The sequence below is a fragment of the Mycobacterium sp. E2733 genome (genome assembly GCF_001667585.1).
GTDB lineage: Bacteria > Actinomycetota > Actinomycetes > Mycobacteriales > Mycobacteriaceae > Mycobacterium.
The window spans coordinates 50,889-75,794 of record NZ_LZJZ01000026.1 but is presented as its reverse complement, the minus strand read 5'-3'; the positions used below and the strand labels follow the sequence as shown (position 1 = coordinate 75,794).

Annotated in this window: 24 protein-coding genes and 1 pseudogene; 11 read left to right on the top strand and 14 right to left on the bottom strand. The window is 66.9% G+C overall.

Going from position 1 to position 24,906, the window contains the following annotated elements:
- The 5 genes and pseudogenes from A5678_RS06075 to A5678_RS06055 form a co-directional block, all read left to right on the top strand.
- Positions 1–582: pseudogene (locus tag A5678_RS06075) on the top strand (mammalian cell entry protein); the annotation flags it as partial.
- On the top strand, positions 576–1,754 hold the full coding sequence (locus tag A5678_RS06070) for a virulence factor Mce family protein (RefSeq protein WP_156746781.1): 1,179 nt from the start codon (positions 576–578) through the stop codon (positions 1,752–1,754). The pseudogene A5678_RS06075 and the gene A5678_RS06070, both read left to right, overlap by 7 nt.
- Positions 1,748–3,304, top strand: a complete 1,557-nt coding sequence (locus A5678_RS06065; protein WP_068039893.1) for an MlaD family protein — start codon at positions 1,748–1,750, stop codon at positions 3,302–3,304. The genes A5678_RS06070 and A5678_RS06065 overlap by 7 nt, the downstream gene beginning before the upstream one ends.
- Before the next feature lie 15 nt (positions 3,305–3,319).
- Positions 3,320–3,793, top strand: a complete 474-nt coding sequence (locus tag A5678_RS06060) for a type II toxin-antitoxin system Phd/YefM family antitoxin (RefSeq protein WP_068039891.1) — start codon at positions 3,320–3,322, stop codon at positions 3,791–3,793.
- 68 nt (positions 3,794–3,861) lie between these two features.
- A complete protein-coding gene (locus A5678_RS06055; protein ID WP_068039890.1) occupies positions 3,862–4,710 on the top strand; it encodes a pyridoxamine 5'-phosphate oxidase family protein in 849 nt (282 codons plus the stop codon).
- Here A5678_RS06055 and A5678_RS06050 read toward each other — a convergent pair.
- Positions 4,707–5,348 carry a TetR/AcrR family transcriptional regulator gene (locus A5678_RS06050; RefSeq protein WP_068039888.1) on the bottom strand — a complete coding sequence of 214 codons (642 nt, stop codon included), beginning with the start codon at positions 5,346–5,348 and terminating at the stop codon, positions 4,707–4,709. The two genes, A5678_RS06055 and A5678_RS06050, sit on opposite strands and share 4 nt — an antisense overlap.
- A gap of 95 nt (positions 5,349–5,443) precedes the next feature.
- Between A5678_RS06050 and A5678_RS06045 the strand changes: the two genes are divergently transcribed.
- Genes A5678_RS06045 through A5678_RS06035 form a run of 3 tightly spaced genes read left to right on the top strand, consistent with a single transcriptional unit; the run spans position 5,444 to position 9,155 of the window.
- A complete protein-coding gene (locus A5678_RS06045) occupies positions 5,444–6,574 on the top strand; it encodes a VOC family protein (RefSeq protein ID WP_068039886.1) in 1,131 nt (376 codons plus the stop codon).
- Positions 6,571–7,521: a fumarylacetoacetate hydrolase family protein gene (locus tag A5678_RS06040; RefSeq protein ID WP_068039885.1), complete on the top strand. Its 951-nt coding sequence runs from the start codon at positions 6,571–6,573 to the stop codon at positions 7,519–7,521. Before A5678_RS06045 ends, A5678_RS06040 begins: the two co-directional genes overlap by 4 nt.
- Positions 7,518–9,155 carry a bifunctional 3-(3-hydroxy-phenyl)propionate/3-hydroxycinnamic acid hydroxylase gene (locus A5678_RS06035; protein WP_068039883.1) on the top strand — a complete coding sequence of 546 codons (1,638 nt, stop codon included), beginning with the start codon at positions 7,518–7,520 and terminating at the stop codon, positions 9,153–9,155. Before A5678_RS06040 ends, A5678_RS06035 begins: the two co-directional genes overlap by 4 nt.
- On the opposite strand, the gene A5678_RS06030 is transcribed toward A5678_RS06035, so the two are convergent.
- The 5 genes from A5678_RS06030 to A5678_RS06010 form a co-directional block, all read right to left on the bottom strand.
- A complete protein-coding gene (locus A5678_RS06030) occupies positions 9,047–9,937 on the bottom strand; it encodes a universal stress protein (RefSeq protein ID WP_068039880.1) in 891 nt (296 codons plus the stop codon). The two genes, A5678_RS06035 and A5678_RS06030, sit on opposite strands and share 109 nt — an antisense overlap.
- 271 nt (positions 9,938–10,208) lie before the next feature.
- On the bottom strand, positions 10,209–11,492 hold the full coding sequence (gene efeB / locus A5678_RS06025; RefSeq protein WP_068039878.1) for an iron uptake transporter deferrochelatase/peroxidase subunit: 1,284 nt from the start codon (positions 11,490–11,492) through the stop codon (positions 10,209–10,211).
- Between the two features lie 4 nt (positions 11,493–11,496).
- Complete coding sequence (efeO, locus tag A5678_RS06020) at positions 11,497–12,681, bottom strand: iron uptake system protein EfeO (RefSeq protein ID WP_197502045.1); 1,185 nt, start codon at positions 12,679–12,681, stop codon at positions 11,497–11,499.
- A 68-nt stretch (positions 12,682–12,749) separates the two neighbouring features.
- The gene (efeU, locus tag A5678_RS06015) at positions 12,750–14,333 is read right to left on the bottom strand and encodes an iron uptake transporter permease EfeU (RefSeq protein WP_068039876.1); all 1,584 of its coding nucleotides are present in this window, start codon (positions 14,331–14,333) and stop codon (positions 12,750–12,752) included.
- A gap of 60 nt (positions 14,334–14,393) precedes the next feature.
- Positions 14,394–15,227, bottom strand: coding sequence for a DUF3097 family protein (locus A5678_RS06010; protein WP_068039875.1), 834 nt, complete (start codon positions 15,225–15,227; stop codon positions 14,394–14,396).
- A gap of 217 nt (positions 15,228–15,444) precedes the next feature.
- Between A5678_RS06010 and A5678_RS06005 the strand changes: the two genes are divergently transcribed.
- Complete coding sequence (locus A5678_RS06005; RefSeq protein WP_068039874.1) at positions 15,445–15,732, top strand: DUF3349 domain-containing protein; 288 nt, start codon at positions 15,445–15,447, stop codon at positions 15,730–15,732.
- Positions 15,733–15,754: 22 nt separating this feature from the next.
- Here A5678_RS06005 and A5678_RS06000 read toward each other — a convergent pair whose 3' ends face one another.
- From A5678_RS06000 to A5678_RS05975, 6 genes are read right to left on the bottom strand one after another with little or no spacing between them, the layout of a single operon-like run.
- On the bottom strand, positions 15,755–16,729 hold the full coding sequence (locus A5678_RS06000) for a patatin-like phospholipase family protein (RefSeq protein WP_068039873.1): 975 nt from the start codon (positions 16,727–16,729) through the stop codon (positions 15,755–15,757).
- A 12-nt stretch (positions 16,730–16,741) separates the two neighbouring features.
- Positions 16,742–17,812, bottom strand: coding sequence for an ABC transporter ATP-binding protein (locus tag A5678_RS05995; protein ID WP_068039872.1), 1,071 nt, complete (start codon positions 17,810–17,812; stop codon positions 16,742–16,744).
- Positions 17,813–17,815: 3 nt separating this feature from the next.
- Positions 17,816–18,658, bottom strand: a complete 843-nt coding sequence (locus tag A5678_RS05990) for a carbohydrate ABC transporter permease (protein WP_156746778.1) — start codon at positions 18,656–18,658, stop codon at positions 17,816–17,818.
- Positions 18,645–19,586 (bottom strand): carbohydrate ABC transporter permease, encoded by a 942-nt coding sequence (locus A5678_RS05985; protein WP_068039869.1) that lies wholly within the window; start codon positions 19,584–19,586, stop codon positions 18,645–18,647. Before A5678_RS05985 ends, A5678_RS05990 begins: the two co-directional genes overlap by 14 nt.
- Positions 19,583–20,905: a sugar ABC transporter substrate-binding protein gene (locus A5678_RS05980; protein WP_068039866.1), complete on the bottom strand. Its 1,323-nt coding sequence runs from the start codon at positions 20,903–20,905 to the stop codon at positions 19,583–19,585. Before A5678_RS05980 ends, A5678_RS05985 begins: the two co-directional genes overlap by 4 nt.
- Positions 20,895–21,887, bottom strand: coding sequence for a sigma-70 family RNA polymerase sigma factor (locus tag A5678_RS05975; protein ID WP_068039865.1), 993 nt, complete (start codon positions 21,885–21,887; stop codon positions 20,895–20,897). Before A5678_RS05975 ends, A5678_RS05980 begins: the two co-directional genes overlap by 11 nt.
- Before the next feature lie 168 nt (positions 21,888–22,055).
- On the opposite strand from A5678_RS05975, the gene A5678_RS05970 reads away from it, so the two are divergent.
- Complete coding sequence (locus A5678_RS05970; protein ID WP_068039901.1) at positions 22,056–22,406, top strand: DoxX family protein; 351 nt, start codon at positions 22,056–22,058, stop codon at positions 22,404–22,406.
- Between the two features lie 12 nt (positions 22,407–22,418).
- Here A5678_RS05970 and A5678_RS05965 read toward each other — a convergent pair whose 3' ends face one another.
- Entirely contained in the window at positions 22,419–23,219 is an 801-nt protein-coding gene (locus A5678_RS05965; RefSeq protein ID WP_068039863.1) for a ketosteroid isomerase family protein, read from the bottom strand.
- Positions 23,219–23,779, bottom strand: a complete 561-nt coding sequence (gene pncA / locus A5678_RS05960) for a pyrazinamidase PncA (RefSeq protein WP_068039861.1) — start codon at positions 23,777–23,779, stop codon at positions 23,219–23,221. Before pncA ends, A5678_RS05965 begins: the two co-directional genes overlap by 1 nt.
- Positions 23,780–23,873: 94 nt before the next feature.
- Between pncA and A5678_RS05955 the strand changes: the two genes are divergently transcribed.
- On the top strand, positions 23,874–24,905 hold the full coding sequence (locus tag A5678_RS05955; RefSeq protein ID WP_068039899.1) for a DoxX family protein: 1,032 nt from the start codon (positions 23,874–23,876) through the stop codon (positions 24,903–24,905).
- Position 24,906: the final 1 nt, after the last annotated feature.

Below are 24,906 nucleotides of genomic sequence, written 5' to 3'. Positions count from 1 at the left end.
GCCAACCCAATGCAGTTCTTCTGCAGCATGATTCAGGCGGGTAGCCGGCTGGGCTATCAAGAGTCCGCCGAACTGTGTGCGCAATACCTGGCGCCGATCCTCGATGCGATCAAGTTCAACTACCTGCCGTTCGGGCTCAACCTGTTCAGCACCGCCGAGGCGCTACCCAAGGAAATCGCCTACTCCGAGCCGCGGCTGCAGCCGCCGAACGGATACAAAGACACCACGGTGCCCGGAATCTGGGTGCCCGATACCCCGTTCTCGCATCGCAATACCCAGCCCGGCTGGGTGGTCGCGCCGGGCATGCAGGGCACCCAGGTGGGACCGATCACGGGCGGCCTGTTGACCCCCGAATCCCTGGCCGAACTGATGGGCGGCCCGGACGCCGGGCCCCCACCCCCGGGGCTGCAGACCCCGCCCGGGCCGCCGAACGCCTACGACGAGTACCCGGTGTTGCCACCGATCGGCCTGCAGGCCCCGCAGGTGCCGATCCCGCCACCGCCACCCGCGCCGGGTGTCATTCCGGGTCCGGTCGCGCCGACCCCGGCGCCGGTGGCCGCCGCGACGGGAGCGGGATCATGAACGCATTGCGCGCCTTGGCTATTCGGGCTCGATACCGGGCGCGGCAGGGTACGGCATTACTGGTTGCTGTCGTGGTGCTGACGTCGTGTGCGAAGTGGCACGGAATCGCGAATGTGCCGATGCCCGGGGGCCCGGGCTCCGGGCCCGGCTCTTACACCGTCTACGTGCAGATGCCCGACACGCTGGCCCTCAACGACAACAGCCGGGTGCGGGTGGCCGACGTGTTCGTCGGCACGGTCCGCGCGATCCAACTGAAGAACTGGATCGCGACGCTGACGCTCCGGCTGGGCAAGAACGTCAAGTTACCCAAGAACGCGACCGCCAAGATCGGGCAGACCAGCCTGCTTGGTTCGCAACATGTGGAGCTCGCGGCGCCACCCAACCCGTCCCCGGAGCTACTGAAGGACGGCGACACCATCCCGCTGAAGAATGCGTCCACCTACCCCACGACCGAGCAGACGCTCGCAAGTCTTGCCATCGTGCTGCGCGGCGGAGGCATCCCGAACCTCGAAGTGCTGCAGAACGAGGTCTACAACATAGTGAACGGGCGGGCCGAGCAGATCCGTGCCTTCCTCGGCAAGCTGGACACCTTCACCGCCCGCCTCAATGAGCAACGCGCTGACATCACCCGAGCCATCGATTCGACCAACCGGCTACTGGCATACGTGGGTCCCCGCTCGGACGTCCTGGATCGGGTCCTCACCGAATTCCCGCCACTGCTCAAGCATTTCGCCGACAAGCAGAACCTCCTGATCGACGCGGTCGACGCGACGGGACGGCTCAGCCAGCTCGCCGACCAATACCTGTCGGCCTCGCGGGAGGACCTGCACCAGGATCTGTTGTCGCTGCAGTGCCCGTTGCGGGAACTCGGCCGTGGCTCTCCCTATCTGATTCGCGCCCTGAAGCTCATCCTCGTCCGGCCGTTCGACATCGACGCCGTGCCCAAGGCGTTCCGCGGCGACTATTTCAACTTGTCTCTGACGGTCGACCTGACCATGAGCGCCGTCGACAACGCGGTCCTCACCGGGACAGGGTTCTCCGGAGCACTGCGCGCGCTCGAGCAATCGTGGGGTCGCGACCCCGAATCGATGATTCCCGACGTCCGCTACACGCCGAACCCCAACGACGCCCCGGGCGGCCCGCTGGTGGAAAGGGCGGATAGGCAATGCTGACCCGCTTCATCAAGCGCCAGCTGGTCATGTTCACCATCCTGACCGCGATCACAGCGGTTGCGCTGGGCTGGTACTACTTGCAGATTCCCGCTGCGGCCGGGATCGGCCAGTACACGCTGAAGGCGGACCTACCCGCGTCGGGCGGTCTGTACAAGACGGCCAACGTGACTTATCGCGGGGAAACGATCGGCACGGTCACCGCTGTCGAGCCGACCGCGACGGGCGCGCGGGTGACGATGAGCATCGGCGACCGCTACAGGATCCCGATTGACGCGTCCGCGAACGTGCATTCGGTGTCGGCAGTCGGTGAGCAGTATCTGGACCTGGTGTCGGTAGGTAACCCGCGCCAATACTTCTCGCCGGGTCAGACCATCAGCAAGGGCACGGTGCCCACCGAGATCGGGCCTGCGCTGGACGCCGCCAACCGGGGGCTGGCCGCGCTGCCCAAGGACAAGATCGCCTCGCTGCTCGACGAAACAGCCCAAGCCGTGGGCGGATTGGGCCCAGCGCTGCAGCGGCTGGTCGACGCGACGCAGGCGATCGCCGGTGACTTCAAGACCAACATCACCGATATCAACGACATCGTCCAAAACTCCGGACCGATCATCGACAGCCAGGTCAACTCCGGCGACTCCATCGAGCGCTGGTCGCACAACCTGAGCATCCTGGCCGCGCAGAGCGCGGAAAACGACCAGCACGTGCAAAGCATCCTGGTCCAGGGGGCGCCGACCGCCGATCAGGTCAACGAGGTGTTCAGCGACATCCGAGAGTCGCTTCCGCAGACACTGGCGAACCTCGAAATCGTGCTGGAAATGCTCAAGCGCTATCACAAGGGCGTCGAGCAACTACTGGTGGCGTATCCGCAGGGAGCCTCCGAAGGCCAGACGGTCACGTCGGCGTTCCCGGGGTACGCGTCGCTCGGGACCTCGCTGACGATCAACCAGCCCCCGCCGTGTCTGACCGGGTTTCTCCCGGCGTCCCAGTGGCGGTCGCCCGCGGATACCAGTTTGGCGCCGATGCCGTCCGGAACGTATTGCAAGATCCCGCAGGACACTCCGGCCAACGCGGTGCGCGGTGCCCGCAACCTTCCGTGTGTCGATGTGCCCGGTAAACGCGCTGCGACACCGCGAGAGTGCCGCGACCCCAAACCGTACGTTCCGTTGGGAACCAACCCGTGGTACGGCGACCCCAACCAGATCGTGACCTGCCCGGCGCCCGCGGCGCGCTGCGACCAGCCGGTGAAACCCGGGTTGGTGATACCCGCGCCGTCGGTCAACAACGGCCTCAACCCGGCGCCCTCCGACCGGGTGGCGGGCACGCCGCCCCCGACCAGCGATCCACTGCAACGGCCGGGATCGGGAACCGTCGAATGCAATGGGCAGCAACCGAATCCCTGCGTCTACACGCCCAGCGGTCCTCCCCCGGCCGTTTACCTCCCCCAGAGCGGCGAACTGGTGGGACCCGACGGTGTGAAGTACGCAGTCGAGAATTCGGGCAAAACGGGAGACGACGGCTGGAAGGACATGCTGGCGCCGCCGGCCAGCCGATGAAGGGAATGGAGCGAAATGCGGGAAGCGATTGGCCTGGGCCAACTTCGGAGTGACGCCTGTACGTATCTCGAACGGGTTGCCGCCGGGGAGACGATCGACGTCGTCCGTCGCGGCAAGCTAGTCGCGCGGATCGTGCCCGTCGGTGACTGGAGGGCGGCCCCGATCCCGGCGAGGTCTGTGAAACTCGCGACCCCGGACGCCGGCGGGTGGGTCGGGCTTGACGAACTTCGAACACGAGCCGGACGGTGCTTCGACCGGGTGGCGGCCGGGGAGACGATCAGCGTCGTTCGCGGCGGCAGATTACTGGCGCAGATCGTTTCCGCCGGTGACGCGGAGAGAACCCCGGCACCGGTGGATGCCGGCGCGGGGATCGAGCTTGACGAATTGCGAAAGCGTGCGGGCCGCTACTTCGACGAGGTCGCGGCGGGCCAGACGATTGACGTCATCCGTGGCGGCAAGCTGGTTGCCCGCATCGTGTCGGTCGCCTAGGAACAACGGTCGCTGCTCTTCCCCGCAATGCACGGAAGCTTTGCGGCGGCCGCGGCGTTACGGGTCATGTGACCGCGACGGGCTTCCACGAGGGCGAGACGGCAACGCAGCGCCGAGCGGGCGTCGAAGCCGAGGCCAGGCGGCTCGAGGGCATGCTCGACTCGTCGGGCCTGTCTGAAGGCGCCGCAAAATTTCTCGCGGCACAGCGGTTCGCCGCGCTGACCGGGCGCGACGACGCCGGGGGTTTGTGGATCTCGCCGTTGACCGCACCGCCGGGTTTCCTCCACGGCGAGCATGACACCTTGCGGGTGTCGACCTTGCCCCGCGACGGCGATCCCCTGCACAAAATCCCCGCCGGTCAACAGGTCGGACTGATCGCCATCGACTTCGCCACCCGCCGCAGGCTACGGGTCAACGGCGAGCTCGTCAGTGCCGACCACGGGATGATGATCGTCCGGGTCGACCAGTCATTTGGCAACTGTCCCAAGTACATTCACCGCCGCACCATCGACGTGCCCACTCTTGCCGCCCCTCGTTCGGTACCGGCCAGACGCGCGACCCTTTTGGACGCGCCCGATCAAGCATTGATTGCGCGGTCCGACACGTTCTTCCTGGGCACCAGCCATCCCACCCGTGGTAGCGATGCGTCACATCGCGGAGGTCCACCGGGATTCGTCCGAGTCGACTCCCCAGACCGACTGTGGTGGCCGGATTTCCCGGGGAACAACATGTTCAACAGCTATGGCAACCTGGCGGTCGAGGACGAAGCCGCTCTGCTGTTCATCGATTTCGAGACCGGCTCGGCCTTGCACATAAGGGGCACGGCACACGTGCGGTGGACCTCCCGGGGCGCGGCCGGTGACGACGGCGGAGTGGGTCGAAACGTCGCGTTCTCGGTCGATGCCGTCGTCCGCTAGCCCTCGAAGAGGTCTTCGTCAGGTAGGGGGCGTTGGCAGATGGCGTGCGCCTCGTCGACGCTGAGGCCGAACAACCGCAGGACGTTTTCGGTGACGGCGTCGGCGGCACGCTCGTCGTCGCGATCGGGGTCATCGCGCAACAGGTTTCCGAGGCCCAGCAGCGCTCCCCCTGCCATCGCGAGGGCTAACTCCGGGTCGTCGACGTCAAACCGCCCGGCCGCCACGCCGGCTTTGATGTCGCGCAGTGCGCGCGGTGCCAGACCGCGTTCCGACGACAACAATTCCAGTCCGTTGGCCAACAAAATTCGGCTCTCCTGCGGATGCCGACGAAACAGCCGGCCAGTCAGCCGGAAACTGGTGGCGAAGGTTTCGGCGGGGTCCTGGATGGATTCGGTGAGCCGGTCCAGCATCGACCCGTAGGCGTCGAGCACGTCGGCGACCGCCGCCTCGAACAGCTGCTCCTTGCTGTCGAAGTGGTTGTAGAAGGACCCCATCCCGACATCGGCGGCCTGGGTGATCTCCAGGACCGGGACGTTGACCTTGCCCTCCGCGATCAGCCGCTGCGCGGCTTTGACCAGGGCAGCCCGGGTGCGCCGCTTACGCCGCTCCAGCCTGGTCGGCTCTGCCATCGCGCTCATTCACAGCAGTATGCATCAGTTATGAGGATTCCGTCAGACCCTTGACTGAACGTTCTCTCGTATGTGACGATTTCGTCAGTTAGTAGGGAGTGGTCATGGATTTGACGGAGAGCGCCCGCCGGCAGGCTCACAGCGAGCAGCCGGCGCGGCCCGGCGAGCACCCCGGGCGGTCGCGCAGCCCGGTGATCAAAGTCGCCGACATTGCGTGGTTGGAGTTCGAACGCCCGGACCTGACGCGGGCCGATGGGTTCGCCCGGGCGTTCGGCTTTCACACGGCACAACACGGCCCGGACGGGCTGCAGTTGCGCGGAACGTGGGCGGGCGCTCCGTGCGTCATCGTGCGCCGCGGCCGGCGAAACCGCTTCGCCGGTGCGGCATTTCGCGCGTGCGACGAGGCCGATGTGCTCCGGCTGGCGGACGCCGTGGGCGCATCCGCGCGACCGCTGCCGGAATCCATCGGCGGGGTGTCGGTCGAGTTGGTGGACCCCAGCGGCATGGCGGTCCGCGTCGTCGCCGGATTGCACGAACTCCCGGGGCTGCCGGACCAACAGCCCCAAACCTTCAATTTCGGAAACGACGTGCGGCGCGCCAACGCCGCCCAGCGTCCGCCACGGGAGCCCGCGCGGGTGCAACGCCTGGGCCACCTGGTCGTGCAGTCGACCAAGTACCTCGAGACGCTGAACTGGTATCTGGACAACCTGGGCATGATCGTCAGCGACTTCTTGTACTTCCCCGGCCAGCGCGACCGAGGGCCGACCATGAGTTTCATCCGATGCGACCGCGGGTCGACACCGGCCGACCACCACACCTTGGCGATGGCCCTGGGTCCGGCGAACCGCTACGTCCATTCCGCGTATCAGGTCAACGATCTCGATGCGCTGGCCGCCGGCGGCGAATACCTGGCCGCGCGGGGTTATTCCCGGTCCTGGGGAATCGGCAGGCACATCCAGGGTAGTCAGATCTTTGACTACTGGCGCGATCCCGCTGGTTACCTGTTCGAGCATTTCACCGATGGGGACCTGTTCGACAACACGCTGGACCCGGGCTGGGCGCCCTTCACCGCGTCCGGACTGGCCCAGTGGGGGCCACCGGCCACCAGAGATTTCCTCGGAATCGACGCGAAATCGGCTCGGCGCGAATTGGTTTCGATGGTCACCGCGCTCCGCGCGGACAACGAGTTCGATGTCAACCGCTTGGTCGGCCTACTGAAAGTTCCCACCTCATGACCCTTTCCGTGCTGCACACCGCCTCCGAAACCGGCCATGGTTGGTGGCTTAAGACCGCCAACGGCGCAGTCAAGATCGACACCACGGCCGCCAGCACCGCGGCGCTGCTGGCCGACCGGACTGCCATCGAGAGCGCGACCAACAGCACCGAGACGGTCGCCGTCGACGCCCTCAAGTTGGTCTCACCGGTGACCCGGCCGTGCCGAGTCATCGCTCAGATGACCAATTACGAGTCGCACGTCAGAGACGCCGGCATGGATCCGGCATCCATCCCCCTCACGTTCTTCCGCAAAGCGTCGGCGTCCATCACCGGGCCTTTCGACGACATCGTCAAACCGCAGCACGTCAGGCTGCTGGACTACGAGGTGGAGATCGGCCTGGTCATCGGCCGTGCGATTGCGATCGGCACCACCATCTCCGAGGACAACCTGGGCGATTTCATCGCCGGATTGGTTGTCACCAACGACGTCTCCGCTCGGGACATCCAACTTCCGCAAACACAGTTCTACGAGGCCAAGTCGTATCCGACGTTCACACCGGTCGGCCCGGAGCTGGTGCTACTTAACGCCAATGAGCTCAAGCGCTTCGGCGATCTACGCTTGCGCCTGCGTGTCAACGGTCAGGAGCGGCAAAACGCCCTCGTAGAGGGCGACATGCTGTATCGGCCACTGGAGGGGCTGCAGTCGCTCACCCAGTTCCAGGAACTCGCCCCGGGCGACCTGGTGCTCACCGGCACGCCGGCGGGCACCGCGCTGAGCGCCCCACCGAAGCCCGTGCAGCTCGTGGGAAACCTGTTGCCGCCCAGCCTGAAATGGAAGATGTTCTTCTCGCGCCAGGCCGCCAACCAGAATTACCTGCACGACGGCGATGTCGTCGAGGCGTCGGTGGCCACCGACGACGGGGCCATCGATCTCGGAACACAGCGCACCGCAGTCCGATTCGCGTGACTACTGCGTCCACTCGCCGGGTCCCCGTCGTCATCGTCGGCGCCGGACCGACCGGCGTCACCGCCGCCACGTTGTTGGCGCAGTACGGCGTGGAGTGCCTGGTGCTCGACCGTTGGCCGGGCGTGTACGCCCAGCCGCGGGCCGTACACCTCGACGATGAGATCTATCGGATCATCGGCCGCCTCGGGATCGCCGATGAGTTCGCGGCGATGTCGCGGCCGACGCTGGGCTTGCGACTGGTAGACAACCGGTTTCGAACGCTGGCCGAGTTCAACCGCGACCCTGAACGCAGCGTGCACGGTTACCCCAAGGCCAACATGTTCGACCAGCCGGAATTGGAGGCACTGCTGCGGGCCAACCTCGGACGCCACGCCAACGCCCACCTACGCGGGGATGCCGAAGTCACCGACATCGTGGCGGGCGGAGCATGCGTTCGGGTCACCTTTTCCGACCGCTCCGACGGCAGCGTTCATCAGGTCGACGCCGACTACCTGCTGGGCTGCGACGGCGCCAACAGCATGGTGCGCGCCCGGATCGGCTCGGCCATGCGGGACTTGAACTTTCAGCAGCGCTGGCTGGTCGTCGACATCGCCACGGAAGCGGATCTGCGCCAGTGGGACGGGGTGCACCAGGTCTGCGACCCGGGTCGTGCCGGTACCTACATGCGCATCGGTCCGGCCCGCTACCGGTGGGAGTTCCAGTTGCTGGCCGGCGAAACCGCGAACGACTTCGGCACGCTGGAACGATTGCGGCCCCTGATCAAGCCGTGGACCAACAGCGTGCCCATCGGCGAGCTGACGCTGTTGCGGGTTGCCGAGTACACGTTCCGCGCGCAGATCGCCGACCGCTGGCGTCGAGGCAACGTCTTCATCCTCGGCGACGCGGCGCACCTCACTCCCCCGTTCATCGGCCAGGGTATGGGAGCCGGACTGCGCGACGCGGCCAACCTCGCGTGGAAGATCGCCGGAGTGCACCACGGCACCCTGGCGTCGAGTGTTCTGGAAACCTATGAGCGAGAACGCAAACCGCATACCCAATACATGATTCGCCTGGCACTGAGCGTCGGTTGGGCGATGACCGGCGGCGGCCGCCTGGGCAATGCGGCGCGCCGGGCGGTGTTGCCACGGCTGCGGCTCATCCCCGGCCTGCGCGACAAGGTCGTCGACTCGAGAACGCCGGCGCTGCGCCGTTCCGCGCTCGTACGCCGATCCCTGCGACCGCACCGGCTCGCCGGCACGCTCTGCCCGAATCCGGCGCTAGGCAACGGTCAGCGGTTGGACCACGTGCTCGGTGCCGGTTTCGCGTTGATCAGCACCGCTCGCCTTGGGGCGGCCGACGAGGCGGCGCTGCGGCGGCGCGACGTCGCCGTTGTGATCGCCGAAGCCGACAGCCCGCTGGGGGCGTGGCTAGACCGAGGCCGCGCCACCGCCGCACTGGTACGCCCCGACCGGACCGTGGCGCGCGCCGGACGCGACCTCGCCGCCCTTTGTGCCTGGACGGCAACCGTCATTTCGCCCGCCGCAGGTCAGGCGGAGGCCCCGGGCCGCGCGACGATCACCGGCGTCCGAACCGAGTGCAGGACCGCGTTGCTGACCGATCCCAAAAGCACGCCGGTCAGACCACCGCGCCCGTGACTGCCGACAACGAGAAGCTGGGCGGCTTCCGACTTTTCGGCGAGCTGTCGGGCCGGCTGGTCACGTACGACCAAACGCTGCACCGTCACATCGGGATAGCGTTCCTGCCAACCCGCCAGGTTCTCGGCCAGGCTGCGGTGCGCCTCCGCTTCCAGGGACGACCAATCCGCCTCCGGCAGATCGCTTATCGTGATGTCGCTCCATGCGTGAAGCGCCGTCAGGCCGACGCCGCGACGGGAGGCTTCGTCGAAAGCGACTTCGATCGCGAGCTCGGAAGCCGGTGAGCCGTCGACCCCTACGACGACGGGAGCGTTGTGCATGTCCGGCAGGTCGTCACCATGGATGACCGCGACAAGGCAATGGGCGTGCCGCACCACCGTCGCACTGACTGATCCCAGCACGCCCCGGGCCAGCAATCCTCGCCCTGCCGTGCCCACCACGATCATCTCTGCCTGATTGGACATGTTGATCAGGGCCAGCGCCGGGCTGGAATACACGAGTTCCCGGTGGATGGTGACCTTTCGGTCCGCCGGCAGCGCCTCTTGGGCGAGCTTGATCGCGTACATGATCGCCTTCTTGCCCTCGTCTTCCAGCCGCACCGCCAGCGACTCGGGGTATGGGACCGGCGGCCAGGTGGCGGTAGGGGTCATCACCGCGTGGACGACGGTCAGCGGAATCTGCCGCATCGCCGCTTCGTGGGCGGCCCAGATTGCGGCGGCGTTCGATGCCTGCGAGCCGTCCACCGCGACGACGACCCCGCGCTGTTGATCAGGTCCGGACATTTCGTTCTCCCTCCATCACCGCCGACGCTATAAACCCGAGGGGTCGTCGGTCGTGAGGCTTAAGTCCCCAACCATCCGGACGGAGGGCTTGCGGAACACTCGTTAAGGCCGCCGTAATGCCACTGTCACTCGCAGGCCAGGCGCGGCGCCGTTCCTGAGAGGTCCGGTGAGACCGTTCTTCGTCAGTGTTGTCGCCACCGAACGCTTCCCGTCTCGATGCCTGTTCGGCGGACAAAGTCGATTCGACGCTCACCGGGGGCCGAAGGTGCTACTAGCTGAAAAGGCTTTGCCCGACGTAGTGGCCTTCGGCGGGCGCCGGCGGCACGGCAAAGATTGCTGAGCCGATGTGGCGGATGTATTCGTTGAGCAAGTCGTGGGCGCCCAACCGGTTCTGCAGGCGAATAAAATGTTGCGGGTCTCTTTGGTACGAGATGAACAGCAGGCCGGCGTTGAGTTGGCCGTTCGCGTCGAGACCGTCGGTGTAGTTGTAGGACCGGCGCCGGATCATGATGCCGTCATTGTTTTCTCGGGCGGCCAGGCCGACGTGAGACATCGGGTCGATCAGCGGGTTGCCGTCGGCGCCTTTGGCGGTGAAGTCGGGGGTATCGAATTCGCCCTTGCCGCTCAGCGGCGCCCCCTCTTCTTTGGTGCGGCCGAAGATCCGCTGCTGATTGCCGACACGGTCGACGTCCCATGTCTCGAGCAGCATTCGGACCTTGCGCACGACTTGATACGTCCCGCCGTTCATCCACGGCTGGTCGCTACCGTCGACCCAGACGAACCGATCGTACTCCGCGTCCGTGGCGATGTTGCGGGTTCCGTCTTTGAAGCCCAGCAGGTTTCGCGGGGTGTGCTGGCCCGGGCCGGCCGACGCTCGTCCGAATCCCAGCACCGCCCACGACGGCGAGACGATGTTGCGGCCCAGGCGGGCCAGGTTTCGCACGGCGTGATAGCACACCTGGGGGTCGTCGGCGCAGGCCTGCACCGACAGATCACCGCCGCGCAGGCGAGGGTCCAAGTTGTCGCCGTTGAGCGGAGGCAGATCGATGAACAGGGCGGGCCGCCGTGCGGCCAGCCCGAAGCGGTCGCCGAACAGCGACGGCCCCAACCCGATGGTGACCGTGAGACTGGCCGGGCTCAGCCCATAGGCCTCCCCGGTATCAACGGGGGGCTGCACCTCGACCTGTGGCTGCACGGTGCCGACGGGCTTTCCTTGCTGCAGGATCGCGGCCGCGGCCGACCAACGCGCCAGCAGGGTCTGCAGCTCGGCGCGGCCGGCGCCGCCGGCTAGCGAGAAGGACATGAACATGGCGTAACGCTGTGGCGGCGTGGCGATTCCGCCCTGATGCAGCTGGCCGTAGAAGGGATAGCTGCGCCGCAAGTCGACGTTGTCGTCGTCATCGCCTTTGCGTTCGGCCGCCAGCGCGTAACCCGCAAAGCCTCCGCCGGCGGCGCCGACCGCGCTGCCGGCAACTCCGGCCAGCACGGCGCCGCCGAGCATGCGCCGGCGCGAAACCGCTGCGGCTGCGTCGGGTTGGGTCGTGTCGTCCGTCACGAGGTCAGCCCGCCGAGACGACTTTTTGGGCGACCATCGACAGGCTTTGGTGCAGCGGTTGGATGACCGCGGTGAGCTTCGCCGCGTCGCTGGCCTTCAGCGCGGGGATGTAAGTCCGGAAGCCACCGAGCGCGGACGGGTCGCGGTATCCGTCCAAAGTGGTCAGCACAGTGTGGAATTGCTGATCGATCTGGTTGACCAGATTGCCGTCGATCTTTTCCAGGCCCGGCCGCAGCGACGCGTACGCCTGCTGCGCGCCTTCCACGTTGCCCGAGAAGTCGACCAGATCGATGTGACTGAAGGCCTCTTCCTCACCCGTGATCTTGGTGTTCTGGATCTCTTCGACCAGGTCGCTGGCACCGTTGGCCAAGTCCTCGGGCTTGTACTGGAGGCTGGCGACGATGCCGTTCAATTTGCCGACGTTACCGACCAATTCGCTGCTGAACGCCTTGGTGGCGGGGGTGATCGCGCCACCCTGCCACAAGTCGCGCTCGATGGCGTGGAAGCCCTTCCAGCCGACCTTGGCGTCGACCGGCGTGGACTCACGCATGTCGATCAGATAGTCCAGGCTGCCGGCGTTGTCGCCGACCGCGAAGCCCGGTAACACGAAGCCCTCCACGGTGGACTCCGAACGCTCCCAGAACAGCCGAGCTTTGGCGTAGGCGATCTTCGCGGCGTCGACGTTGCCCGACTGCACGGCGGCGTCGAGTGCCCGCACGCCATCGTTGAGCTGACCGATCTGGCTGACGATGTACCCGGCGTACTCCTTGGTGCCCTGGCTGAGGATGCTGGCCACGGTGCCCGTCGGCGCCGCCGGCGCTTTGCCCGCGACGGTGAGGGTTTGGTATTCGGTGCTCGCGCCGGGACAGTAGAGCTGATACGCGCCGCCGTCCAGGGTGACGGTGAACGAAACCGGGTCGAGGCCGGGCGCGAGATTCTCCTTCTCGCCCACGATCCGCTGATCCCTGAGCAATTCGACTTCGCTTATTCCGGGCGCATTCGTGTTGGCCACCGTGAAGGTCACCGGTCCGGCGGACACGCTGGTGTTGTCCATCGCGCAGCCGTCCTTGCCGCCGGTGCTGGCCATGGTGACCTTGACCGCGTTGGTGCGGCCGGGTTGCTGAGATTCCGGGCGGTTAGCGTTGCCACTCGAGTGACTGCAGGCGGTCACCGAGGACGCCGCAACCACGCCCAATGCCGTTGCCGCCGAAAAGAACTCACGGCGCCGGCGCCATCCCGGGGCGGTACGATTCGCTGTCAACCCTCTTCCTTTCCTGTCCGGCTGGGGAGCCGGGGCCGCAATGAGGCTATAGCGCCGATGGCGCAAGCCAGGGCAAATCCGCCCAGTGCCAACGGCAGCCAGACTTTCCACAGCTGCACCTCGGCGCGATTCCGATGACTCGAGGCGATCTGCGCCGCGACCCGCTGGTCTTCGGCGTCCGCAGTGGACCAGTCGGTGGGCAGGCCACCGATGCTCACGGTCTTGGCCGCGGTGAGCCCGCCACCGGTCAGGATCGCGGTGCGATTGCTGACCGCTTGCGCGCTTACCACCAGATCACCTTGCGCGAGCACGGTGTACACGGTGGTGGTGCCCCACCGCACCTGGAAGGCTCCGCGGTTGCGGGCGGCGGAGACACCCACTGGCAGCCGACCCCCGGTCAGGCCGGCCAGCTGCTCGAGCGTGACCGTCGGGGGGCCCTCTTCGGCGGAAGCGCCGTCGGGCGCATCCATTGCCTGCCACGCGCGCACCCACACGCCGCCCATGGTCTGGTCGCCGGCCACGGTCAGCGGAATGGTGCGGACCCCGGAGCCGCCGTCAGGGCTGAAGGTGAGCGTGCGACCTTGCGGCCCTGGGCCGAGCGACACCTTGGCGGTGTGGCCGGCCCGATCGCTGACGCTGCGAGTCCGCGCGTCGCCGGATGAGCCGCCGGTGGGCACCAGCGCCACCAGTCCGGCGGCCGTGAGGAGCAGCAGCGCCGAGGCGGCCGCCAGCAGTCGGCCCCGGGCCCGCGGGCCGGCGGCCACGCGAGCGGGCCACAGGAAGACGACGAGGACGGGCACGGCATAGAGCAGCCAGCCCATCACCTCGATGAGTCGGGGGTCGGCGGGTATCCCGAGCATGCCGGCGGTCACCGCGCCGAGGACGGAATTGCTGGGCAGCCAGGCGGACAGGTCGAGGACCCGCTCCTGGCCGATGCTCACCCAGCCGGCCTCGTGTGCGGTGCGCAGCGCGCCCAGCACCAGACCGGCGGCGATCAACACCAAGAACACCCCGGTGACCCGGAAGAAGCGGGCGATGTTGAGCTTCAATCCGCCGAGGTACAACGCGACACCCATCGCGATCGCCGCCGCGATCCCCAGCGCACCACCCAGCACGGCGAACCACCGGTTACCGTGCGACGTCTGGGCGGCCGCCAACAGGAACACCGATGTCTCGAAGCCCTCCTTGAGGACGGCGAGGAAGGCCATCGCAGCCAAGGCGAGCGCACCGCCGCGGTTGATCGCCTGCCGGGCATCGCGCTCGAGTCCGCCCTTGACCTGCGCGGCGTTGCCGTTCATCCAGATGATCATCGACGTCACGAACACCACGGCGATGACATTGATGACGGTTTCCATCATCTCTTGCTGCGCCTGCGGCAGGCTCGTCGCGAACAGATTCAGGCCTGCCCCGACCGCGACGCTGATCAGGACTGCCAAGGCGACGCCGGCAAACATCGGCCGTATCGGTTGGCCGTTTCGTTTCAGGAAGGCGCCGACGATGCTCACGATGAGCGCCGCCTCGAGGCCTTCACGGAGGCCGATGAGAAAGGTGCCGATTAGTACGCCGAATACGCCCTGCATGAGCCCGATTTCTGTCCCGCGGGTCGGGATCCCGGCTTAGCCTAGCCTAAGGCCGCCGTGTCACGAGGCCGGCTGCGTCACGAAGTCGATGAGTTCTTCGACCCGGCTGATCAGGGCCGGCTCGAGGTCATTCCAGTCGCGCACCCGGGACCTGATGTGCCGCCAGGCCCTGGCGATGTCCGCCTGGGTGGCGTGCCGCAGGCCGAGCGCCCGGCACGCGCCGTGCTTCCACTCGATGTGCCGCGGCACATCCGGCCAGCTCGGCAGGCCGAGCCGCTGGGGTTTCACGGCCTGCCAGATGTCGACGTAGGGATGGCCGACCACCAGGGTGTCGCTGCCACCCGGTCCCCGCTGCACCGCGTCGGCGATGCGCGCCTCCTTCGAACCTGCGACCAGGTGGTCGACGAGCACACCAAGCCGGCGCCCCGGACCGGGTGCGAACTCCGCCACGATCTCCACCAGGCCGTCGACGCCGCCGAGGTGCTCGACGACGACACCCTCGATCCGCAGGTCCTCGCCCCACACCTGCGCGATGAGTTCGGCATCGTGCCGCCCCTCGACGTAGATCCGGCTGGCGCGGGCGACCCGGGCACGCGCACCCGGCAAGGCGACCGAGCCGGACGCCGTCCTTGTGGCCGCGGCAGGCGCCGCACGGCGCGGCGCGGTGAGGATCACCGGACGGCCCTCGAGCAAATAGCCAGGGCCCAAAGGAAACCCGCGAACGTGCCCGCGCCGGTCTTCCAGGTCGACCCGCCCGTACTCGACCCTTACCACCGCACCGACGTACCCGGTCTGCACGTCCTCGACCACCAGGCCCAGATCGGCTGGGTGCTCGCTCGAGCGGGGCTTGCGCGGGCCTGCGGCAAGGACATCGGTTCCATAGCGATCAACCACGCGGCAATACTAGAAAGCCTTGCCGCCAAACGTCGTTACGGCGCGCCCGCTGGGGCAGGATCGTGGCGGAGATCGCTTTGCCGCCCGCACATCACCGGCGAGTAAAAAATGCGATTTAACTGTGTGGCGTTACTCAGCTGATGACGTTGGCGATGGTACGTTGCTAGTCGTAAGGACTGCCGCTCTTTTGCATCGCGGCGGTGAGCGAGGTGGGAATATGGACCTGGCCCTTTGGGTGTCGAGCATCGTGGCTTTCGTGCGGGCCGGCTACCCCGCCGGCATGCCGACGACCGGATATGCGCCCCCGGCGGCCTTGGCCCGCCGACGACTTTGTGACGACGAGATCAGCGCCATCGCAAGCAAACTCATGAGGCGTCAATTCTGGCCGATCAGCCCCATTGATATCGGGGTGGAAATCACCCGTGTCACCAACCAGTTGCCGTTGCCGACCGACGTCGAGCGGGTCGGACATCGTCTCGATGAGATCCGCTGCGCGCGCGGATAACGGTCGACACGGGATCTGACTGTTAGTCAGTGCCTTTCACCGGGCCGCCGCACGCCGCCAGGTAGTCCGGGTAATTCCAGGTCAGCAGGAACTGTTGGCCTGCTTGCAATCCTCGTTGATACAGGCCTTCGCGTTGCTCGACGGTGATGTTGAAGTCGATCGGGCTGACCTCGTCGGCGGGGACGAAGATGGTGCGCCGGACGGTGCACGGATCGTCGATGTAGGCGTTGTCCTGATTGCTCACCAGTGTCTCTATCGCCGCGATTCCCAACGAAACTGGCCCATGAACCGGATGGGTGGGCGGAATGCCGGGACGCGCGGACAGCCGGATGCCGAATGTCGGCCATCGCGGCTCCGCATCGGGCCGATCGAACAGCTCAACCGGAAAATCCGACAGCAAGCCGCCGTCGACCCAGGTGGCTCCGCCCACCCGGACGGGTTCGAACACATACGGGATCGCCGACGAGGCGTGCACGGCACGGGCGACCGAAAAGTCGTCGGGGTCGATGCCATACAAGGCGAGGTCCCACGGGATGCGCACCAGCCGGCGTCGGGACAGGTCACTGGCTGTCACCACGAGCGACCAGGCAAACCGGTCCGGCTGTTCGCCCGTGCGCAAGTCACCGAACGTCCGCACACCCAAATCAGCGAGCAGACCCGCGAGCAGCCGTTCCAAGTACGCCCCCCGGTAGACACCGTCCGACACCAACAGCGACAGTCCCCCACCGATCAGCGGCACATGCCCGATCAGACTGCGATCCAGAAACTTCCGGTAGTCGATGGACCGCATGATTTCCGCCAGCCGGCTCAGCGGTTCGCCCGCGACCTGCAGCGCCGCGACCAGCGAGCCGACAATCGCGCCCGCGCTGCTACCCGCGACGCGGGGAAACCGGTAACCGGCCCCGGACAGCGCGTCGACCGCGCCGACCAGCCCGATCCCCCGAACCCCGCCGCCCTCACACACCAGGTCGGCACGGGACGTACTCACCGCCGCCATAGCGCTACCCCCTCAACAGATTCGCTGGCCATCGATACCGAAGAAGTGCAGGTGCCCCGGTTCCGGGTGCAGGCGCACCCGGCTGCCCTTTTCCGGAGGCCGGCGCGCATCGGCTCGGGCAACGACCGGCTGATCAATGACCTTGCCGGAGCCGGTGATTCGGCCGTAGAGATAGGCGTCCGCCCCGAGCTCCTCGACCACGTCGACCTCCATTTCGACACCGAGCGCGCCCAGTTCGAAATGCTCGGGGCGCACCCCCACGACGACTTCACCCACACTGTCGGTGAGCTCTCGGGGTAGTGGGATGTACCAATCCCCCAGCGACACAGCGGAATCGATTATCGGCAGGGTGAACAGGTTCATGGCCGGCGACCCGATGAATCCCGCGACGAAGACGTTGACCGGGTTGCGGTACAGCTCGCGTGGCGCGGCGAACTGCTGCAGCACACCATCGCGCAGGACGGCGACGCGGTCGCCCATGGTCATCGCCTCGACCTGGTCGTGGGTGACGTACACCGTGGTGGTGCCGAGCCGCCGCTGCAGTGCCGCGATCTGGTTGCGGGTTTGCACGCGCAGTTTGGCATCGAGGTTGGAAAGCGGCTCGTCCATCAAGAAGACCTGTGGCCGGCGGACGATCGCGCGACCCATGGCCACCCGCTGGCGTTGCCCACCGGAGAGGTCCTTGGGCTTGCGGTCCAGATAGGGCTGCAAGTCGAGCAGTTTCGCCGCGTCCAGGACGCGGTCGCGGATCTCGGCCTTCGGTGTCTTCGCGACCTTCAAGGCGAAGCCCATGTTCTGCGCGACCGTCATGTGCGGGTAGAGCGCATAGTTCTGGAAGACCATCGCGACGTCGCGGTCCTTGGGATCGACGGTGGTGACGTCGCGGTCGCCGATCCGGATGCGCCCGGAGTCCAGCGATTCCAGCCCGGCCACCATCCGCAGCGAGGTGGTCTTACCGCATCCGGACGGACCGACCAGGACGACGAACTCGCCGTCGCCGACGTCCAGGTCGAGGCTGTCCAGGGCCGGGCGGTCGGCTCCGGGGTAGCACCGCGTCGCTTGCTCGAAAGTCACTGAGGCCATGGGTTATCCGTTCAGCCCCGAGACGGCGATTCCCCTGACGAAGGACCGTTGCGCTATCGCATAGATGATGACCAACGGCAGCATGATCAACATCGAAGCCGCCATGATGATCGGCCAGCGCGCGACGTACTCGCCCCGCAGCCGCACCAGGCCGAGCGTCAGCGTGGCCAGGCTGTTGCGCTGGAGCATCAGCAGCGGCCAGAGGAAGTCGTTCCAGACGTTGACCCAGGTGAGCACGGCGAGCACCATCACCGCGGGGCGGGCGTGGGGCAACAGGATCCGCCAGTAGATCTGCCACGGGGAACAACCGTCGAGTATCGCCGCCTCCTCCAAGTCGGTCGGAAGCGTTCGGAAAAACTGCCGCATCAGGTAGGTGCCGAATGCGCTGCCGAACAAGCCCGGCACGATCATCGACCAGGGCGTGTCGACCCACCCGACCGTCCGCATCAAGATGAACTGCGGGATCACGGTCACGGTCAGCGGAACCATCAACGTGCCAAGGTATAACACGAACAGCGTGTCGCGGCCGCGAAACTGCAGCCGTGCGAAGGCGTATCCGGCCAGCGAGCAGAAGAACACCTGCCCTGCGGTCACGCACCCGGCGTACAGCACGGTGTTGAAGAACATCCGCGCGAACGGCATCAACGAGAAGACCTCGGTGTAGTTGGACCAGCGCGGGTGCGCCGGTAGCAGCCTCGGCTCGATGATCTCGCCTTCCCGCTTCAACGAGCCGGACACGGCCCAGGCTATCGGGAACAACCAGCACCAAGCGATGACGAGCAGCGCGGTGTAAACCAGCAGGCTACGAACGACATTGCGCGTGAACATCCGCTCAGCTGAGGCCACGAGAAGTCTCCCAAGACCGTTGCCGAGTGATCCGCAGCTGCACCACGGTCAGCACCAGCAAGATGGCGAACATCACCCACGCCAGCGCTGACGCGTACCCGAACTCCAGGAAGGAGAACGCGTGCTGGAACAGCATGATGCCCAGGACATACGTGGCGGTCTCGGGACCGCCGTTCGCGCCGTTGAGGACATAAACCAGGTCAAAAGCCTGGAACGCGTGGATGATCGAGATGACGCCCACAAATGATATCGACCCACGGATCAGCGGCACCGTGATGGACACGAACTGCCGTATCTCGCCGGCCCCGTCGATTCGGGCGGCCTCGTAGACGGTTTCGGGAACGCCCTGCATCGCCGCGAGGAGGATGACGGTGGCGAACGGCACGCTGCGCCACACGCTGACGATGCACAGCGAGCCCATCGCCCATCGGGGCTCGACCAGCCACGGGACCGGGCCGATCCCGACCCAGCCCAGCATGATGTTGAGCAACCCGTTGTCCGTGGTGAAGACGAACTGCCAGACGACCGCCATGACGACCGACGAGATGGCCAGCGGCAGAAAGACGATGGTGCGGAAAACGCCGATGCCCCTGACCTTTCGGTTCAGCACGCCGGCCACGGCGAGGCTGACGACGATGGTGGGCACGACCGTTCCGAGGGTGAAGACGACGGTGTTTCGGATGGCGATCAGGAAGAGCGGGTCCGAGGTGAACAGCTCTTGAAAGTTCTTCAGGCCCACGAACTTAGGGGGTCGGAAGACATCCCACCGCTGAAAGCTCATGTACAGGGAGAATCCGAGCGGAAACAGCATGAATACCGCGACGGCGGCCAGGTTCGGCGCCACGAAAAAGCGGCCGGCGCGGGCGCGCCGCCGCCATGGACCCGCGCCCTTGGCGGGTGCGCGCGCGCTGCCATCGACTGAGGTCATGGGGTTCGCAACACCTCGTCGATGGCGGGCGACAGACTGGCCAACGACGTGGCGGGCCGCGATCCACGCAGCACGGGTCCGAAGGTGCGGTCCATCAAGGCGACTATCTTCTCCCACGCCGGAGTGACCGGCAGTCCTTCGGAGTACGCCGGTCCTTGCGTGAGAACGGCGAGGTTGCCGAGGTTCCGGTGGGCCTTGGCGAATCCGGCCGAGCCGAGCGCCGATCGCAACACGGGCACGAAGAGGCTGGATTCACCGATCAGCGCCTGCCCGACCGGCCCGGTCGCGAATTTCACGAATTCCCATGCCTGCTCCTTGCGTTGACTGCTCGCAGAGATGGCCAATCCGGTGGAACCGATGTCGGAATGGGCGGGCTGCCCCTGCCGGCGCGGCCCCACCGGCAACGAGGTGACATCGAAGTCCAGGCCCTCGGCCCGGATGAAGGTCTGGTAACGCCAGTGGCCGCCCATCGCCATCGCCGCCCTGCCCGCGGCGAAAAGGTCGGGCGTGGACATCGATTGAACCTCGGACGCATTGGGCGCGACCTTGTACTTGTTGGCCAGGTCGGCATAGAACTGCACCGCCTCGATGAAGGCGTCGTTGTCGAAGTTGAAGTGGGTCGGGTTCTTGAGCGGGGTGGACCACGGCACCCCATTGTTCATGGCGAACAGCCCGGCCGAATAGTAGGAGAACCACATGTTCACGAAGCCCCACTGGGTCACCCGCCCGGAGCGATCACGCCTGGTGAGCGCGGTGGCGGTGTTCAAGAAGTCGGTGAAGCTCCACGGCTGTTGCCACGTTGTGGGCGGGGGCGGCACCCCGGCCTCGGCGAACAGCCGCCTGTTGTAGAACAAGTAGTTTCCGGACCATTGCTCCGGGAATGCGTACTGGCCTCCGCTGAACGTGAAGCTGTCGTAGAGCGCCCCGATGCCGTCCGATTTCAGCTGGGCCGCGAAGGCCTGGTCGCGGGACAGCATCGTGTTCAGGTCCAGCAGCACGCCCCGGGCGGCCAACTCGGCGTAGGTAAGGTCCCACGCCATCAACACATCCGGGCATTTTCCGCCGGCGCAGAACGTCGACAGCTGCTGCATCACGCCCGGGGCCGAGAGCACCGGGCGGACCTTGATGTCAGGGTTGCGGCGCACGAACTCGTCGACGATGCGGACCCTGGCATCGCGTTCGTCGGGATTGGCCGCGAAGAAGAAGGTCAACGCGTCTTCTTCGGAAGCGCAGCCGGCGGCCCACGGCGCCAGCGATGCCGCGGTGAGCGCGCCGGCACCGCGCAGCAGGCCGCGCCGCCCGAACGGCTTATCGAGCATGGTGCTTCCGTTCTCGCCCCGGTGCCGGTCGCCCGGCCGCCGGTTTCTGATGTCCTTGGTACCCGATGCTGGTGTGGTGTTGCTTGATCGGCCAACTCGGAAGGGCAAGCACGGCCCGACGAACGCGGCCGGCGTCCCCGATGATGTCGATCGCGTGGATGCGGTCGTCGGCTCCGACGGCGATCAGCAGCAGTGCCTGAGCGTGCCCGTGCGGCGCGATCGCGATGCCCGGAACCCCGTCGATGAGCATGACCGCGCCGGCGCGTGCCCGGAGAGCGAACCGACGGGTCTCCTCCGCGACCTGCCTGGCGCCGCCCAGCTCAGTCGGCACGTCGTCGGGCACCAGTGCCCGGTCGACCCTGCGAACAACGTCCGGGGCCAGCAGCGCGAGCAGGCCGGCGATATCACCGCCGCGGGACGCCGCGAGGAACGCTTCCACGATCTCGAGGTGCTTCGCCATGCGCTCGGGCTCGCCGCCCGGGTGGGCCACCCGCGCACGCGCCCGGCTTGCCAGCTTCTTCGCGGCATCCGGCGACCGCTCCAGCAGGCCGGCGATCACCTCGAAGGGAATTGCGAACACATCGTGCAGCACGAACGCGACGCGCTGCGCCGGCGAGAGCCGGTTGAGCACCACGAGCAGCGCGTTGCTCACCGACTCCGTCAGTAGCGCTTCCTCGTCGGCTGACGCCGACGCGGTCGCGGCGATCCGGTCCAGTTCGTCGGGGGTGGCGAGCGGTTGTTCCGCACGCCGCTTGCGCGCGCGGAGTTGGTCGAGGGCCTCGCGGGCGGTGATCGTGGTGAACCAGCCGGTGAGGTTGTCGACCGCACCGAAGTCGGCACGGCTGGCCTTCAGCCACGCCGACTGAACCGCGTCGTCGGCGTCGGCCGCCGACCCCAGCAGCTGTAACGCGACCGACCTGAGGTGTCGCCGGTCCGCGTTGAAACGTCGGGCGAGATCGGCCAGATTTTTCGGGGCGCTCATGGGTCACCTTTTCCGCACAGGAGCCGTCAAGAAGATGACCGCGTCCATCGAGCTCTCTGTTGCAAAGGAGGCCAGCACCATGACCTTATCGATTGTGCGCCGCAGCGCGTGCCGCGACCATCCGGCTCGCCGCCGCAAAACCGGCTGTCCGGCAAGGATTTGACACAGATGAACACCGCATACGTTGTGATTACGCTGTTTACCGCCGCCATCACCGCCGCGATCGCCGTGGCCGATCTCATCCCGGCGGGTTTCGTCCTGGCGAACTCGGCCGAAGTCGGGGTGCCGCGTTCGTGGCTGCCGGCGCTGGGGTCGGTCAAGCTGGCGGGCGCGGCGGGGCTGATCGTCGGCCTGGTGGGCTTGCCCGCCTTGGGGATCGCTGCCGCCACCGGCCTGGTGCTGTTCTTTGTCGGCGCGGTGGTGACGCACCTGCGGGCCCACGTCCTGTACAACATCGCGTTTCCGGGAGCGTACCTGTGCATGTCGGGGGCATCACTGGCGCTGATGGTGCTGCGTTGACCGGCGTCGCGATCAGCCGGGGAAATACCGGATCCGGTTGATGGCATCACCCCGCCAGGCCATGTCGGCGAAGAGAATTCCCCGCCCATGGCCGGAGTTGACCGACATCGTCACCGTGGGGCCTGCGCCGATCGTCTTGGTCGAACCGCCGCCGGTCAGTTGCTCGACGAGTTCCGAAAGGTCGAGGGCATCGTGGTCGCCGAGAGTTATTGTGGCGCCGGGTGATAACGCACGAGCAGCCGCGACCCGGTCTTGCCGCGCGGCGGCACCGAGGAACGCCTCGGCGAGTTTCTTGTGCCGCGCACCCACCCGCCGGAATCCGGTCATGAAGCCGGTCGTGCCGCGCACCCGCTGATTGCTCAACAGGCACCGCGACAGTTGCAGGGCGGGCAACACCGCGCGTGATCCGGTTCGCAGGAATTGCAGCATCATCGCGGGCAGTTCCCAATAGGCCCGCAGTTCTCCAATGCGCCACTCTCCGTCGGTGTCTCGCAGGTCGTAGCGCAGGAACGCGGGAATGTACATCGTGACAGCCGGGCCCATCGCAACCTCGAGCTCGACGTCGCGCAGCACCACGGTGCCGAAGACGATGTCGAGGTCGCGATGGAATTTGATGTCGCGCGGAGCGATGAAGGTGTCATAGAAGCGGCCGATCTGTCCCTGCCCGACGTGCGGCCGGGACCCGACCGGGTCCTCGACGCGGCCGTCGGCGGTGAACAACGCCACCCATCCGGCTCGGTCGTGTGCGGCGGCCGCCTGCGGCGAGCGCTCGACGGCGGCCAGGAGATGTTCCCGATCCGGCGCCACCCCCATCACGGTCCCCCGACCACCTCGATGCCCGCGGACCGCATTTCCCCCAGCGCCGCGGCGGCCGAGTCCGGCGACACGGCCGCGGTCAGGTTCATCAGCACCCTGGTGGACAGGCCCGCCCGCGCGGCGTCCTCGGCGGTGCGCCGGACGCACTGGTCGGTGGCGATGCCGACCACATCGACCTCGTCGACCCCACGCTCCCGCAACCAGTCCAACAGCGGGGTCCCGTTCTGATCGACGCCCTCGAAACCGCTGTATGCCGCGGCGAAGGCGCCTTTGCGGAAGACCGCCTCGATCCGGCTGGTGTCGAGGTCGGGCCGGAAGTCCGCACCCGGGCTTCCGGCGATGCAGTGCGGGGGCCATGACGCGGAATAATCAGGCCGGTCGGAGAAATGGTCGCCTGGCTCAATGTGCGAGTCCTGGGTTGCTACGACGTGCTGGTAGCCCGGCTCGCCGGCCAGATAGTCGTTGATGGCGGGCGCCACGGCGGCGCCTCCAGTCACCGGCAGCGAGCCGCCCTCGCAGAAGTCGTTTTGCACGTCGACGATGATCAACGCCCTCACGCGTTCACCCTATCGGTGTCGCCCGCCACGGCGCTTCAGCTGGGCGTATCGGTGGGACGGTTTGTTCGCCAACGAGTCGGGTAATCCACCGGCCATGTTGATCCGGAGAATCGCGCGCCCGTTGCTTTCAGTGGCTTTCATCGGCCAAGGAGTCAATTCCCTGCTGAACCCCAAATCGGCGGCGGCAGCCGCCGCCCCCGCGGTGGATGGTTTGCAGGCGCTGCCGAATTCGGTGAGCGGCAGCATTCCGAGCGACCCCGAGACGGTCGCACAAATCACTGCCGCCGTCCAGATCGGCGGCGGCCTGTTGCTGGCCACCGGCAAACTGCCGCGCGTCGCCTCGGCCGCCCTCGCGTTCACGGTGCTACCGGCCAACCTCGGGGCGCACTCGTTCTGGAACGAAAGCGACCCGGAGGCGAAAGCTCAGAAGCGCCAGCAGTTCCTCACCGACCTCAGCCTGGTGGGCGGATTGTTGATCGCGTCGGCCGACACGGCGGGCAAGCCGTCGCTCGGGTGGCGCAGCCGCCGGGCGGCCGAACGGCTCTCCGAGCGAGTGTCGTCGGCGCTACCGGGTTCGGACGACGGCGCATTCGAGACCGACTTCTCGGAGTTGGGCGAGAAGATCGTGCACGGCCTGCAAATCGGCGCCGAACGCGGCCGCGAACTGGCCGGAACCGCCGCCGAGCGAGGCGCGCCGTACGCCGAGGCCGCCCTCGAACGCGGGCGCGAATTCGCCAGCACGGCCGCCGAACGAAGCAAGCCACTGGCCAAGAAGGCCCGCAAGCGCGGCGAGGAGTTGGCCGACGAAGCCGCCGAACGAGCCGCGCCCCTGGCCAAGAAGGCCCGCAAGCGCGGCGAGGAACTCGCCGACGAAGCCGCCGACTGGGCCGCGCCGCTGGCGGAGAAGGCGCGCAAGCGCAGCGAGAAGCTGGCCGAGAAGGCGCGCAAGCGTGGCGAAGAACTGGCGAGCACGGCCTTGGATCGCGGTGAGGACCTCGCCGAAACCGCCCGCGCGCGGGGCAGCTACCTCGCCGACACGGCCCGCGCTCGGGGTGGTTACCTGGCGGACACCGCGCGCGAACGACTCGGGGAGCAGGTCAAAACCGGTCGTCGCAAGCTTTCCTGAC